Below are 13,496 nucleotides of genomic sequence, written 5' to 3'. Positions count from 1 at the left end.
TGACCGAAAGCATCCAGGATACAAGCCCCCGGATTCATCTCGCGCAAGTCAATGCTTCAATCTAAAATCTCAAATCTCAAATCTAAAATCGATTGACCGAAAGCATCCAGGATACAAGCCCCCGGATTCATCTCGCGCAAGTCAATGCTTCAATCTAAAATCTCAAATCTAAAATCTAAAATCGATTGACCACCTCCTTTGCTATAATTTGTGAGCATCTTTCGGCTCGCCCGCACCGAGGGGCAAGACCCCTCACCCAGACAGCGACCGAAAAGCCGAGGATAGATATCAGTTGTCAGAGGAGATTGCAATGGGCGAATTTTTTACAGTCGATGTGTTTGCGAACACGATAGCGGTACTCGGCGCTTTGGGTTTTTTCTTTTTGGGATATCAAGCTTTGCAGATGTTGAAAAAATAAAGTATGTCAGAACTGAGATGTTACACCATTGTCAAGAACGGGCAAGATGCCCGTTCCACAAAGAATGATTTTTCTTGTGGAACAGGCATCTTGCCTGTTCCTAAACAAGTAATTGAGAATGGTGCAATATCTCAGTTAGAACTGAGATGTTGCACCATTGTCAAGAACGGGCAAGATGCCCGTTCCACAAAGAATGATTTTTCTTGTGGAACAGGCATCTTGCCTGTTCCTAAACAAGTAATTGAGAATGGTGCAATATCTCAGTCAGAAGTCAGAAGTCAGAAGTCAGAAGGAAAGAGGTCTGAAGGAAAGAAGTCAGAGGGAAGAAGTCCGATGGAACTCGGAATAAGGAAAGAAAGAAGAAGGAAAGAAACAACTATTCCGAATACCCAATGCCCTGTTTTGCCAATGCCCAATGCCCTGTTTTGCCAATGCCCTGGAACACCTAATTTACCTGAAAAAGGCTATACAACTGACTCAACAGTCCAACTGTTTCTTGCGAAAATCAACCAAAAAAAGGCTGCGTTATTATCATGGTGAGCCAACTTTTAGATGGACGCTATCAAATCATTGAAGTCATAGAAACAGGAGAATTTGGACAAACATATCTGGCCAAAGATATTCGCCGTCCCGGAGAACCGCAGTGCTTTGTCAAGCACCTGCGCCCCGGTACTACCGAACCGAAATTAATTAATACTACGCGCCGTCTTTTTCAAAAAGAAGCAGAAGTTCTAGAAAGGCTCGGTCAACACGACCAAATTCCTCAGCTATTCGCTTATTTTGAAGAAAATGAAGAATTTTTCTTAGTTGAATCTTTTGTTGCCGGTCACTCGCTATCAACCGAGATTGTACCGGGCAAACCTATGAGCGAAGAAAAAATGATTCCTTTGCTGAAGGAACTGTTAGAAATTTTAGTGTTTGTACACGGACAGGGAGTAATTCACCGAGATATTAAACCGGCAAACTTAATCCGCCGCTATTCAGATAACAAGTTAGTTTTAATCGACTTTGGCTCGGTGAAAGAAATTCACATTGCTCAAAGACAAGCCCCGGTAACTGTGCGGATTGGCACCCTGGAATATATGCCGATCGAACAATTTCAATACAACCCCCAACTCAACAGCGATATCTACGCTTTGGGAATGATTGGCATCCAAGCAATGACGGGTTTGCCGGCTTACGATTTGCCGAAACTGCGGGATTTGAAAAATTCTAATAAAGGCGAAATTGTTTGGCGACATTTAGCCGTGTGTTCCCAAGCGCTGGCCGATGTTTTAGACAATATGGTGCGCTATGATTTTCGGGAGAGATACCAGTCGGCGGCGGAAGCTTTAGCCGATTTGAGGAAAATTGGCGATCGCTCGCGGGCGCGGATTCCCAAGCTAACAATATATCGCGAAGAAGTCGATCGGCGCAGCAGCAGCCGGGGTGACATTACAGTCGTCGGTCGGAGAATATTAGATGAACTGCGCGTCAGTTTGGAATTGCTGCCAGAAGAAGCAGAGGCGATCGAAGATGAGGTATTGAACCCTTACCGCAAATACAGGGAAAAAGGCGAACGCTACGAACAATCACTGCAAGAAGCAATGCAGCAAGAATATCCCTTTTCTCTGGAAACTCGCGACGAATTAAAACGCTTGCAGCAAGTTTTAGGGCTTACCGACGAAGATGCCGCGAAAATCGAAGAATTAGTCATTCCTAAATCTTTATTTGCTAAATTGTACAAGGCGATATCCACAGTTTTGGAGGGACACCGCAACCCCAATGGGCCACCACCGAGTAGCGCCCCTCACCTCGAATTGCAGGCAAGTCCGGCGGTATCCCCGCAGGTAAATCTGAACGGAAAAACCGATTTATCGAGTTCCAGCCCAGCAGCGATTGTCCCCAAAGAAACTCGCAAATTCAATCCTTATCTCGCTGGGGCAACAATTGCGGCTATCTTAGCTGCGATCGGCGGAGTTTACGGATATCTCAGGTGGCAAGAATGGCAGCAGCGAGTCCAGAAAGAATCCCAACAGCTCAATCAAATTGAAGCTCTTTATAAAGGCAGTAATTATGAAGACTGCATCAGCCAAATACCAACAATTGCCGATACTTCCAGCCGCTATGCGTCCGCTCAGGAGTTACAAGAACAGTGCCAAGCAGGTCTGCGGTGGAAGAACGCCAAAGTCAAAAATTTCGCTCAGCATTCCGATGCCGTTGGGTCTGTTGCTTTCAGTCCAGACGGCTTAATGTTGGCCAGCGGTTCTAAAGACAAAACCATCCAAATTTGGGATTTAGCTACAGGCAAGTCGATCCGCACTTTTCCAGGAGATTCCTCCACTATTTGGTCGGTTGCATTTGACTCAAACGGTACGAAACTGGCGACGGGAACCGGTTTTTGGCGAGTCATGTTGTGGGATTTGAAAACAGGGCAAGTGATTCGCAGTCTCGACCACACTGCTTCTGTTTGGTCTGTTGCTCTTAGCCCCAACGGACAGCTTGTCGCTAGCGGTAGCGGAGACAAAACCACAAAGATTTCGGATGCAGCAACTGGTCGCTTGATTCAGAGTTTTCCAGACCATACAGATTTTGTTTATTCTGTTGCTTTCACTCCAGATGGAAAAAGTTTGGTTAGCGCTTCTAAGGATAAAAAAATTACAGTTGTTGATGTCACAACAGGGGCGTTGCTCAAAACTATTGAGGGACACGGCGACGCGGTGAGGTCGGTTGCTGTTAGCCCAGACGGCAAGACAATTGTTAGCGGTTCCTACGATGAAAGTATTAAAATCTGGAATATCGAAACAGGAGATTTAATTCGCTCTATCAAGGGACATTCTGACGATATTGTCTCGGTTGCTATCAGCCCGGATGGGAATTTTATTGCGAGCGGGAGCAAGGATAAAACTATTAAAGTTTGGGATTTTGCTACCGGAGAATTGCTGAATACTTTGACGGGACATTCCGATGAGGTTTATGTGGTGACTTTTAGTCCTGATGGCAAAACTATTGCTAGCGGTTCTAAAGACAATACTATTAAGTTGTGGTTGAGGTAATCAGAAAGAAGGAAGTTCGGCAACGGATTGTGTAACGGATGTAACGGATGTAACGGATGTCAGTCCGAGGGAAGTCGGAAGAAGGAAGAAGGAAGAAGGAAAAATAGTCCTTGACGCACAGACTATACTTGTAGGGTGCGAAGTGCGTACCTTACTACTACAGATAGTGTAACAATTGAAAAGTTGTGTCTACGAGGGAAGAAGTCAGTCAACAGTCAACAGTCAACAGTCAACAGTATCCATTAGTCATTAGTCATTTAATTGGTATAATTCAGCTCGTTTTTTAAGGTTTTGGGAAAGTGCCAATAAGGCGTTTCTAATTCGTCCTCAGTTGGATAATTTTCAGGGGATTCCTCTCGGATTTGAAAAAAGTGGTAGAGGTTAGCCACAGTTAAATCGGATATTTCTTGCCAATTCGAGGCAGCTAAAGCTTGATAGCCAGTCGCGATCGCCTGCTGGCTGACATAAACTTCGTATCTCCGGCGGATTTCCGGCGACACAGCGAAGGTTAGTTGGTCGCGCAAGGATAGAAAGTGAGACTTTTGCTTTAAAGTTTCATAAAGGGAAGGTTCCGCAGCTAATACCGCGAATGTAGTGTACACGCTGCTTTTTAAACTATCGGCGGTGAGTTTATCTAAACTAGCTAACTGGTGCTGCTCTTTTGGAGACAAAGTTTCCATCCAATCAACCTCATTTTGCCAAAATTCTATTACACTTAAATCATGACCGAGAATCCTAGTAACTTCGGGAAATAAAAAATCTAGTTCTGGTTCCGATTGACATCCTTTAACAACAGTTAGAATATTTTGACGAATTTTTGATTGGAGTTCCAGCAGGCGATCGCTCACCATATCGTAGGCCCGCTGCAAGTTAAACGTGACGCCGATCGCCTGCTCGATCGCCCAAACACATTCCATTTGCCTGAGTTGTCCGGCAGAACAAACCCCCTCCAACAAACTGGGATTGTCATAAATTTTTAAAGCCTCAAACAGCATATCCCGCCCGCTATTAATTTCGGAATTCCGAAGTTTAATATCTGGCACTGTCAGGGCTGACTGACAGCGTTTGATAGCTTTAGAAAAAATCTCATAACCGTTAACCAGTTTCTGGCGGTGCATTTCAAAACTAGAGTCGTGAGCCACCTTAAAAATCTGCTGGATCACCTCTACTCCCCTATCTTTGAGGATGTGTCTGAGATCAATAAATCCGTCTTTAATTTTTAGCTTCTGGTGCTTTGCCTCTTCTCGGATTTTTAATACTTGGTTGAGGTTTACTGCTGACAAAACTGTGCTCGATACAGCGCCAATACCAATGACAGCAGCAGTCGCTTGCATCACTGCCAAATTAATTTTCAGAGAGTTAAGCATTCTGTATATTTTTTGAAACCCCTGATGAGTTTGAGCCACCTGCAACGGCGCCACAGTCACGTATACGGGAGCTACCAGCGGCTGTATGGGGCCACCTCCGGCTAACTGTGCGAGCAATCTTATAACTCCGCGCGAGGATAGAGTTTCACTTCTTGATTGATAAAAAATTTTTGCTATCTCCACAAACTCCCCTGTCACCGGATCTCTAGCAGCAGGGAGCAATTTTCCTGTTTTGGCAGCAGGCTGTACAAGGTTGCCACTATTGAGTCGCGCCTGAGTTGCAGGGGTGAATATATAATCCATGTGGTGACTCAGTTTCCATTCAAAAAGGCAGATGTTCTGTATTGTATGCTGTTTAGGGAAACGAGACATGAAAGGAAATGAATGAGTATCTCAAGGCATTCCAGGCTATTACCCAGTTTAGCGATCGATTGTTGGCAGACGAATATCAATCCGTGGAGATTAAACAGTCAGCTACCCAACTCAGTTTAGATGTGGAACCTTGTATTGACGAAATTAAGCAATCTGCCATCCGACTCAAGGGGTTACTTCAGGTATGTTTCAAAGATGTATCTCAGGCTGAGGATGTCTGGAATAGCAAGCCGAGAATTGCTGGAGCATCTCCTGTTGATGTCTGGGAGCAAATTGGCGAACTAAGCGGATGCGATGTGAGAATTCGCAGTTTAGGAAAACAGGGCAAATATGATGCTGTTGCTAAAGTTCGCCAATCTTGGAGCGACAAGGCGACCAAATTAAAAAATCAGTGGTTTTTGTGGGATAAAAACCCTCAAGTCTTTCAAAGAGATACTATTGGTTTTTTTGAAAAAGATAATTTGCACAAAGAGTTGCGGAATGCAGTTGATGCCCAAGCCGAGCGAGTGATTTTAATTATGGAGAATGAACTGAGTTTAATTTTTCAAGAATTACAATCTATTGATATAGAAAAAATTGAGCTTTGTATTGAATGCTTCGACCTAAACAGTCAGTCGAAATTTAGAGAGCGACTACAATCAATAGGCGGGGAGATTGTATCGAAGTTTACGGAACCACTGAAATATTTGCCTGATTCTTATATGAAAACTTTTAAAGAAACGCTGAAAGAACCTGTAGAAACTCTGGTTCATAAAAGCAAGGTGGGAATCAGTTTGGTCGATTTTGAAGAGTCCTGTAAAGTGATTGGCTTAATCCTGGATAATGTAATTATAGCAATTTTTGATGAGCGCATTAAACTGGCAATTCAAACAGTTGAAAAAGCGATTAAATTCTACCATAATTTTTTAGAGAAGCAGGCGCGGTATCAGCAAGAGACAGCCCAACAGCGATCGGCAGAAAAAAATTGGATCGAATGCCAGCGGCAGCAACTCAGGGAAGTTCAGCAGTATATTGATGCAGTCATTAGTCATTAGTCATTAGTCATTAGTCATTAGTCATTAGTCATTAGTCATTAGTTATTAGTCATTAGTTATTAGTCATTAGTCACTGGTTATTGGTTATTGGTTAGTAGTTATTGGTTATTGTTTATTGGTTATTAGAACGAACAACTAACAATTAACAAATAACCACTGACCACTAAAAACAGTCAACACTCAACAGTCAACACTCAACAGTCAACAGTCAACACTCAACAGTCAACAGTCAACACTCAACAGTCAACAGTCAACACTCAACAGTCAACACTCAACAGTCAACACTCAACAGTCAACAGTCAACAGTCAACAGTCAACTGATTATTGATATTGACCGCTGATTTCGTAAACGATCGCGCCCAAAGACGCTAAGCTAGCTAAAATTAGCATTCCGGCGGGCATGAATTTTTGAGTTTTAACAAGGCGCACAATAAAGACTATTACTAAAACAGCGGAGATGGCTGCTGCTAATGTTAACCCCCAACTTTGTCCCATGAGTTGTGCGGTGCCGGCAAAAATTAGCAGGGAACCGCTAATCAAGCCCGAAATGAGCGAGGCTTGGCTTTTGGCCTTGATATAACCCATGATGCCGCCAACCAGTGTTAAAATGCCGTAGCCGATCGCGGCTGCTGTACCTAAATTCATTTTTAATCCTCCCGATTTCACTGTTTGCATCTAAATTTATACAGCGCAGCCTGCAATTAGTGTCACGAATTGTTAGAAAATTTATTAAAGCCAGTCAGGATATGTAACTGTTATACAATTGCCATTATGTCAGCCCTAACTTCTGGTGCGATCGCCCAAATCCGTTACCTCCAGCGCCTCGCAGCATCCCTGCTGCTGTATCAATCGGTTCTCAAAAGCCCCGCCGGTCAAGCCTTTCTCGATTTGCTGCAAGCCCTCCACCACAGCGAAGTCAGCGGTTTGGAATGTCAGGTAGCTTACGGGAACTGGTTCAAACTTCAGGCTGCTAAAAATTTAAGCTGGAAAGATTCTCTGATTTGGGAAATTCTCAAAGACGAAAACCCCTTTTCACGCCGAGCACAGCAAACAGATTTTGCAAGTTTGCCCCCCGCGTTGGTGGAGGCCGCCCGACATGATTTAGAAGTGCTGCAAAATATTTACGAATGCAGCAGCGAACAGTTGAGCAAGTGGGTGCGGGTAGCGGGTCAACTTGACGCAGTGCCTCCGATTTGGCATTCAGAAACTCGAGCAGAACAGGGAGATTTGCCACTGCACGGAAAACTGGAAAAATGGTCGAGCGCGGCGGAATCTTTGGCAGTTTATTACCGACAGTTTGGCACGGGTTTGTTTGCCGAATATCGCGCTTTTGCGTGGCGGGGAGGGCAGTTGGCGAGTATTTCTCATCCCGATCGCATAACTTTAAAAGAGTTGGTTTGCTGCGACTGGCAGCGGGATTCTCTGGTGAAAAATACGGAGTTTTTGCTGGCAGGTTATCCGGCTTTGCACGTCTTGCTATACGGCAGCCGCGGTTCGGGCAAGTCTTCTTTGGTGAAGTCGCTGTTAAATGAGTTTGGATCTCGCAATCTGCGCTTGATTGAAGTATCTAAATCGGATTTGCAAGATTTGCCGCTAATTGTCGAGCAGTTGCGGGGAGTTCCTCAAAAGTTTATTATTTTTGTGGACGACCTTTCCTTTGAGGAAGATGACGATGCTTTTAAAGCTCTGAAAGTGGTCTTGGAGGGGAATGTCACTGCTCGCTCTCAAAATGTGGTAGTTTACGCCACATCTAACAGGCGGCATTTAATTCGAGAGTTTTTTGACGACAGGCCTCGCCCCCGCGATGGAGACGAAGTTCACGCTTGGGATACTGTGCAGGAAAAACTTTCATTTAGCGATCGATTTGGCTTGACTTTAACTTTTGAACCTGCAGATCAAAACACTTATTTAACAATTGTCCGACATCTGGCAGAACTTGCTGACATCAAACTCGCTGCTGAGGATTTGGAACACCGCGCTAAAGAATGGGCAACTCGTCGCAATGGGCGATCGGGCAGGACTGCGCGGCAGTTTGTTGATTTCCTGAAAGCAGAGTTAGCCCTTTTTGACAAGTAGATCGTCTGCGCTGGGAGGGCGGGTTTTAACTGAGATGTTACATCCTTCTCAATAAGTTTTTTATGAACAGGCTTTTCGGCCTGTTCCACAATAAAATTCACTCTTTGTGGAACAGGCCGGAAAGCCTGTTGCTTACAAGGGTGCAAGATGCCTGTTTTAGCCGATATATGGGAAGGCAATTCAGGATCTGAATAAACCCGCCATTGCAGCGCCGAAGGGCGAAATAAAAATTCTTAATTTTTTCATAATTTTCTTGATAATAAATAACTAACCAAATTTGATATAATTATCAAAATCTCCCAAGAAACCTCCAGAGCCAGAACCCATCCTGACTCCATAAATCCACCACTAAATAATGAGGAAAATATCATGGGTTTATTTGATAAAGTATCGCAGACTCGCCAAGAAACGGAAGTAACGTTAGGGCCTGCCGAATCATTTGCGGCGATCGCACTAATTGCGGTAGCAGCCGACGGTTACATCAATGACAGCGAAAGTAAAGCGATTAGCATGACGCTATCTCGGATGCAACTGTTCCGCAGCTATCCCGATGACGTGATGAGAAAAATGCTCGATCGCCTGCTGATGATTCTGCAACGGCAAGGAGTTGAGGTACTGTTTAATGCTGCTTTGGCAACGCTTCCCGACGAACTTAAAGAAACAGTTTTTGCTGTGACAACTGATATCGCTTTAGCAGATGGCGAGGTTTCAGAAGAAGAAGAACAACTTTTGAACGATCTTTACAGTGCATTGGGGCTTTCGGAAGATATTGCACTCAAGATTATAGATGTGATGTTGATTAAGAACAAAGGTTAAGAAAGAAGGGAAAGGAGTGAGGAGGGCGAGTTTTACAATATAAAAAATTAGCACTTACTTAGCTGATAACTTCTCCCAAAGTGCGGGTTTACCGATATGATGGTTAGTAAAATTGCGATCCCATTTGCGATCGCCCGTTACTACCTCAAATGCCTTTCACTTACACCCGCACTGTTCGCTTTCAAGATACCGATGCTGCTGGAGTCGTTTACTTTGCTAACGTTTTGGCGATGTGCCACGAAGCTTACGAGGCATCTCTAGCAGCATCTGGAATTAATCTCAAAGCATTTTTCAGCAATCCCGAGGTTGCCTTTCCCATAATTCATGCTAGTGTAGATTTTTATCGCCCAATGTTTGCGGGCGATCGGCTGATAATTCAATTGACGCCCAAACAACTTACTGGCGATGAATTTGAAATTGCCTATCAAGTATTTTCTGAGGAAGTTGCAGGAAGAAGCGCTGCTAAAGCTCTGACTAAGCACGTCTGCATCGATGCACTTAACCGAACTAGAAAACAGCTATCTGAAGACTTGATGCAGTGGATGAGGAAATTTGAGATTGAAATTTCCGATTAGTTCTATCTTTAAATAATAACAGGGAATGACTGTCAAATTTCTGTTTGGTTGATAATTATTTCTGAATAGTTGATATTATGTCAAATCGCAATTATGCCATTGTGGGCACGGGAGCTTTAGGCGGATTCTACGGTGCTAGACTGCAACAAGCAGGTTTAGAAGTCAATTTTTTGCTACGCAGCGATTACGATTACGTCAAAAAACACGGTTTGATTGTCGAGTCTCCCGAAGGCGACTTCACCCTGCCCCACGTCCGCGCCTACCACGACGCGCACAAAATGCCTCAGTGCGACGTAGTAATTCTAGCGCTGAAAACAACTCAAAATCACTTGTTGCCCAAAATTTTGCCTCCTTTATTAAAGGATAACGGCGCGGTTTTAGTATTGCAAAACGGATTGAATACAGAACCGGAAGTAGCTAAAATTGTCGGTGCAGAACGAGTGGTTGGCGGGCTGTGTTTTCTCTGTTCTTATAAAGTTGGGCCCGGTCACATCTGCCACCTAGATTACGGCACTATCACGCTGGGAGAATATTCCCAAGAGTACAAAGCAATCGGTATTACTAATAAATTGCACCAAATTGCTGCGGACTTTAAACGTGCTCATATTCCCATAAAAATGAGCGATGATTTGCTATTGTCAAGGTGGAAAAAGCTGGTTTGGAATATTCCTTATAACGGGCTGTCTGTAGTTTTGGATGCGAGAACTGACGAACTGATGGCTAATCCTGATACTCTGATTTTAGTTGAGGAAATCATGGGGGAAGTGGTAGCGGGAGCCAAAAGTTGCGATCGCATTATTCCCGATGACTTTATCCCACATATGCTCGAATACACTGAGAAAATGAAGCCTTACCGCACGAGCATGAAAATCGATTATGATGAATCGCGGCCCCTGGAAGTTGAGGCGATTTTTGGTAATCCGATACGGGTGGCGCAGCAAGCAGGTATTAAGTTGCGGCAAATAGAGGTACTTTACCGAATGTTGAAGTTTGTGGATTTTCAAAGACAAGAAGCGGAGAGGACGAGAAGGCTATTAGGTTTGTCCTAATTGGCAATTGGCAATTGGGCGGGGCGGGTTTGTGAGATTTCTCGCTGGTGTTGTAGATATTGGTGAACCCGCCCTTACAGGAATTACTGTCAAATCCGGTTAATTCTATCGATTTACCGGCGATGACACATCGCAATTTCTTGCAATTGTTCTCGATTGACTTTGCCTTGAGAATTGCGCGGCAATTGTTCGACGATTACCCAATATTTCGGCCGCTTAAACTTGCTCAACTTATCTTCTATTGCCGCTTGCAGATTTTTGACAGTAACTTCGGAATTAGCGGGAACGTAGATAGCCGTAACGACTTGACCCCAATCTTTGTCTGGCAAGCCAATTACAGCAATATCCGCCACTAAATTAGTCGATCGCACAACGGCTTCGACTTCCGCCGGAAAGACATTTTCTCCGCCTGTGATAATTTTGTCGCTGCTGCGTCCGACGATATTTAAGTAGTTATTTTTATCAAAAAATCCCAAATCGTCTAATTGGAAATATTCGCGATCGCCAAATTGTTCAGGATAATAACCCAACGCCAAAGATTTAGCATTTACCACAATATTTCCGATTTGATTCTCGCACAAAATATCGCCCTTGGCACTGCGAATAGTTATTTTAGCGTGCGGTAAGATTTTACCGGAACTGTTATTGCCAGCGAGAAAATCTTGGGGTTTTAGTGTAGCAATTTGCGAGGCAGTTTCGGTCATGCCATAACTGGGCGCTAATTTGATGTGATAGTTTCTAGCTGTTTCTAAAAGTTCCGGCCAAGCGGGAGCACCGCCCAAAAGTACAGCACGAAACCGTCCCAGCCAATTAGCTGTATCTGGGTTTTGCAGCAGCCGTTGCAGTTGAGTTGGAACTAAAGAAATGAAAAATTCTTCTGGCTCAATCTGACATATTTTACCATTTTCTAATTCTTTAAATGGCTGAATAGCCAGTTTTCCTCCGGTAGTAAAGGAACGCATGAATTGCATTAAACCGCTGACGTGGTATAATGGCAAAACGCAGAACGAGTTGATTTTGTCAACTTGAAAATATTGTTTAAAGCCTTGCACTGATGCGGTTAGTGTTTCCCAAGTGTGGATGGCAAAACGAATTTTTCCCGACGAACCGCCGGTGGGAATCATAATCGTATCAGTACCGTTTTTAGTCGGCGAATGGAATTCGCGGCTATACAAACGAAGTCCGCCTTCGCGGACTGGGATATGGGGATTTTTGGGAAGCGGGCATTGTCCCCAAATTAAGTCTGGTTGAACTAAATCAAAGACTTGTTGCCATTCTTGTTTTACCCAGTTGGGATTGCAGAGAAAAATCGGGCATTTGGCGGCGCGGGCGGCGGTGAAACTGGCCAGGAATTGCACTGGTTCTGGTTCGGCGAGGCAAATTTTTGGGGGTGTTTTTTGTGCGGGATTTTGGGTGATTTCTTGAAATAACCGATCGACAATTCGGGCAAATTCGCGACTGTCACAACCGATCAGCCAATTATCGGCCAAGCCAGACGCGATATCCAGGATATTTACTGTTAGATTTGTTGCCATAGATGCTTTCACCAAGTTTCTCGATTCAAAACAATTACCTAACCGCTTGATTTAGTCGTGGGAGTAATCTAAAATCTAAAATCTAAAATCTAAAATCGAATGATTGTCATCGAACCAGCAATCTGTGCCGAAGCCGAGTGCTCTATTATTTAAAGACAATTCTGTTGCTAAGTTTAAGGCTGCTTGTCTGCCGATTTCGGTTTCAAATACTGATGATAAAACAGCGTCTATATTGTGAGTTTGACAAAATTTTCGCAGTTGGGATGGGGAACCAGCAATCGCAGGTTTAATGACGAAAATTCCCCGCCAGCCTTGGCTGTAGCACTCTTGGATACGATCGAGGTTGGCTGCAGATTCATCAAGGGCGAGATCAGTTGCATAAATAGCATTCAATGCTACCATTTCCTGAAACTGTGTTACTGGCAGCGGCTGTTCCAAAAATTCAATGCTTGCGGAAAAGTCACTTGCTTTTACCTCGTCGCAAGCTTCCAGCCATGTTTTAGCCTCCGAGTAAGTGAGTCCCCCGTTGGCATCTAACCGCAAAAATGCTTTTTCGCGATCGCACAAATTGTGCATTGCTTGGATTAGCTGCTGAAAAATCTTTAATTCTTGTTCAATTGCAGCAACACCAATTTTCCATTTAAACGTCCGATATCCCTCTAACCAAAGCACTTGCACAGCCTGCAAAGCTGTTTCTCCTGCAGGCAATAAACCGCTGAACCGATTTTTTTCTTCCTCATTCCCAACCTCTCTCCATTGGTGACTGCTTAAGACTGAACCCGCAATCAATCTCGATTTTAGGCGAAGTCTAGATCCCCCTAAATCCCCCTTAATAAGGGGGACTTTGAGAATATTTCTTGTCCCCCCCTTAGTAGGGGCGGTGCCCCCGTGCCCGCCCTTAGTTAGGGGGGATCTAGAGTTTGATAGTGCCGACTCAAAGCCAAATTGACAAGCCGGCAATTCAGCGGAAATAGCAAAAATCATTTCTGATGAAATATTACCTGACAACAGGTGACAAAAATCTAAAGCTTGCTCAAAACTTTCGGAACCAAACCAACTCAAAGGGGCAATTTCTCCCCAACCAATTCGACCATTTTCGTCAGTAAGTCGCAGGATAATTCCTGATCGAATATCCCAAATGCCGTGACTTGTTTGCAAAGGACGCTTAAATTTTCGCTGATAAGTGCGAAACTCGAATTGATAAAGCATTAGTTTTTTA

Annotated in this window: 11 protein-coding genes; 7 read left to right on the top strand and 4 right to left on the bottom strand. The window is 44.0% G+C overall.

The genetic code is table 11. The features are described from left to right. The first annotated feature begins 421 nt into the window (after positions 1-421). Positions 422-958, top strand: a complete 537-nt coding sequence (locus QUB10_RS07810; RefSeq protein ID WP_333201025.1) for a hypothetical protein — start codon at positions 422-424, stop codon at positions 956-958. Continuing rightward, entirely contained in the window at positions 952-3,453 is a 2,502-nt protein-coding gene (locus QUB10_RS07805; protein WP_333201023.1) for a protein kinase domain-containing protein, read from the top strand. The genes QUB10_RS07810 and QUB10_RS07805 overlap by 7 nt, the downstream gene beginning before the upstream one ends. Before the next feature lie 257 nt (positions 3,454-3,710). Here the strand turns inward: QUB10_RS07805 and QUB10_RS07800 are convergent, their stop codons facing one another. Then, positions 3,711-5,123 carry a hypothetical protein gene (locus QUB10_RS07800; RefSeq protein WP_333201021.1) on the bottom strand — a complete coding sequence of 471 codons (1,413 nt, stop codon included), beginning with the start codon at positions 5,121-5,123 and terminating at the stop codon, positions 3,711-3,713. Between the two features lie 77 nt (positions 5,124-5,200). On the opposite strand from QUB10_RS07800, the gene QUB10_RS07795 reads away from it, so the two are divergent. Further along, positions 5,201-6,226, top strand: coding sequence for a hypothetical protein (locus QUB10_RS07795; protein WP_333201019.1), 1,026 nt, complete (start codon positions 5,201-5,203; stop codon positions 6,224-6,226). Between the two features lie 321 nt (positions 6,227-6,547). Here the strand turns inward: QUB10_RS07795 and QUB10_RS07790 are convergent, their stop codons facing one another. Then, positions 6,548-6,871 (bottom strand): TMEM14 family protein, encoded by a 324-nt coding sequence (locus QUB10_RS07790; RefSeq protein WP_190735279.1) that lies wholly within the window; start codon positions 6,869-6,871, stop codon positions 6,548-6,550. Between the two features lie 126 nt (positions 6,872-6,997). Here QUB10_RS07790 and QUB10_RS07785 point away from each other — a divergent pair, with 126 nt between their 5' ends. The 4 genes from QUB10_RS07785 (at position 6,998) to QUB10_RS07770 (ending at position 10,742) form a co-directional block, all read left to right on the top strand. Continuing rightward, on the top strand, positions 6,998-8,302 hold the full coding sequence (locus tag QUB10_RS07785) for an ATP-binding protein (protein ID WP_333201017.1): 1,305 nt from the start codon (positions 6,998-7,000) through the stop codon (positions 8,300-8,302). Between the two features lie 369 nt (positions 8,303-8,671). Next, positions 8,672-9,118, top strand: coding sequence for a tellurite resistance TerB family protein (locus QUB10_RS07780; RefSeq protein ID WP_333103984.1), 447 nt, complete (start codon positions 8,672-8,674; stop codon positions 9,116-9,118). Positions 9,119-9,267: 149 nt separating this feature from the next. Further along, on the top strand, positions 9,268-9,693 hold the full coding sequence (locus tag QUB10_RS07775; RefSeq protein WP_333201014.1) for a thioesterase family protein: 426 nt from the start codon (positions 9,268-9,270) through the stop codon (positions 9,691-9,693). Between the two features lie 77 nt (positions 9,694-9,770). After that, positions 9,771-10,742 carry a putative 2-dehydropantoate 2-reductase gene (locus QUB10_RS07770; protein ID WP_333201012.1) on the top strand — a complete coding sequence of 324 codons (972 nt, stop codon included), beginning with the start codon at positions 9,771-9,773 and terminating at the stop codon, positions 10,740-10,742. A gap of 113 nt (positions 10,743-10,855) precedes the next feature. Here the strand turns inward: QUB10_RS07770 and QUB10_RS07765 are convergent, their stop codons facing one another. Together QUB10_RS07765 and QUB10_RS07760 are read right to left on the bottom strand one after the other, a co-directional pair. After that, positions 10,856-12,277, bottom strand: coding sequence for a 2-succinylbenzoate--CoA ligase (locus QUB10_RS07765; RefSeq protein ID WP_333201010.1), 1,422 nt, complete (start codon positions 12,275-12,277; stop codon positions 10,856-10,858). Positions 12,278-12,352: 75 nt separating this feature from the next. Beyond that, positions 12,353-13,486: an o-succinylbenzoate synthase gene (locus tag QUB10_RS07760; RefSeq protein WP_333201008.1), complete on the bottom strand. Its 1,134-nt coding sequence runs from the start codon at positions 13,484-13,486 to the stop codon at positions 12,353-12,355. Positions 13,487-13,496 lie beyond the last annotated feature (10 nt).

The organism is Microcoleus sp. B5-D4 (genome assembly GCF_036705145.1).
GTDB lineage: Bacteria > Cyanobacteriota > Cyanobacteriia > Cyanobacteriales > Microcoleaceae > Microcoleus.
Note: the sequence above shows the minus strand (reverse complement) of the source record. Positions and strands in the feature narration are given on the sequence as shown.

Coding starts and splice junctions, on each gene's coding strand:
- QUB10_RS07760 (WP_333201008.1), bottom strand. CDS start 13,486: ATGCTTTATCAATTCGAGTTTCGCACTTATCAGCGAAAATTTAAGCGT.
- QUB10_RS07765 (WP_333201010.1), bottom strand. CDS start 12,277: ATGGCAACAAATCTAACAGTAAATATCCTGGATATCGCGTCTGGCTTG.
- QUB10_RS07800 (WP_333201021.1), bottom strand. CDS start 5,123: ATGGATTATATATTCACCCCTGCAACTCAGGCGCGACTCAATAGTGGC.
- QUB10_RS07775 (WP_333201014.1), top strand. CDS start 9,268: ATGCCTTTCACTTACACCCGCACTGTTCGCTTTCAAGATACCGATGCT.
- QUB10_RS07780 (WP_333103984.1), top strand. CDS start 8,672: ATGGGTTTATTTGATAAAGTATCGCAGACTCGCCAAGAAACGGAAGTA.
- QUB10_RS07790 (WP_190735279.1), bottom strand. CDS start 6,871: ATGAATTTAGGTACAGCAGCCGCGATCGGCTACGGCATTTTAACACTG.
- QUB10_RS07810 (WP_333201025.1), top strand. CDS start 422: ATGTCAGAACTGAGATGTTACACCATTGTCAAGAACGGGCAAGATGCC.
- QUB10_RS07795 (WP_333201019.1), top strand. CDS start 5,201: ATGAATGAGTATCTCAAGGCATTCCAGGCTATTACCCAGTTTAGCGAT.
- QUB10_RS07770 (WP_333201012.1), top strand. CDS start 9,771: ATGTCAAATCGCAATTATGCCATTGTGGGCACGGGAGCTTTAGGCGGA.
- QUB10_RS07785 (WP_333201017.1), top strand. CDS start 6,998: ATGTCAGCCCTAACTTCTGGTGCGATCGCCCAAATCCGTTACCTCCAG.
- QUB10_RS07805 (WP_333201023.1), top strand. CDS start 952: ATGGTGAGCCAACTTTTAGATGGACGCTATCAAATCATTGAAGTCATA.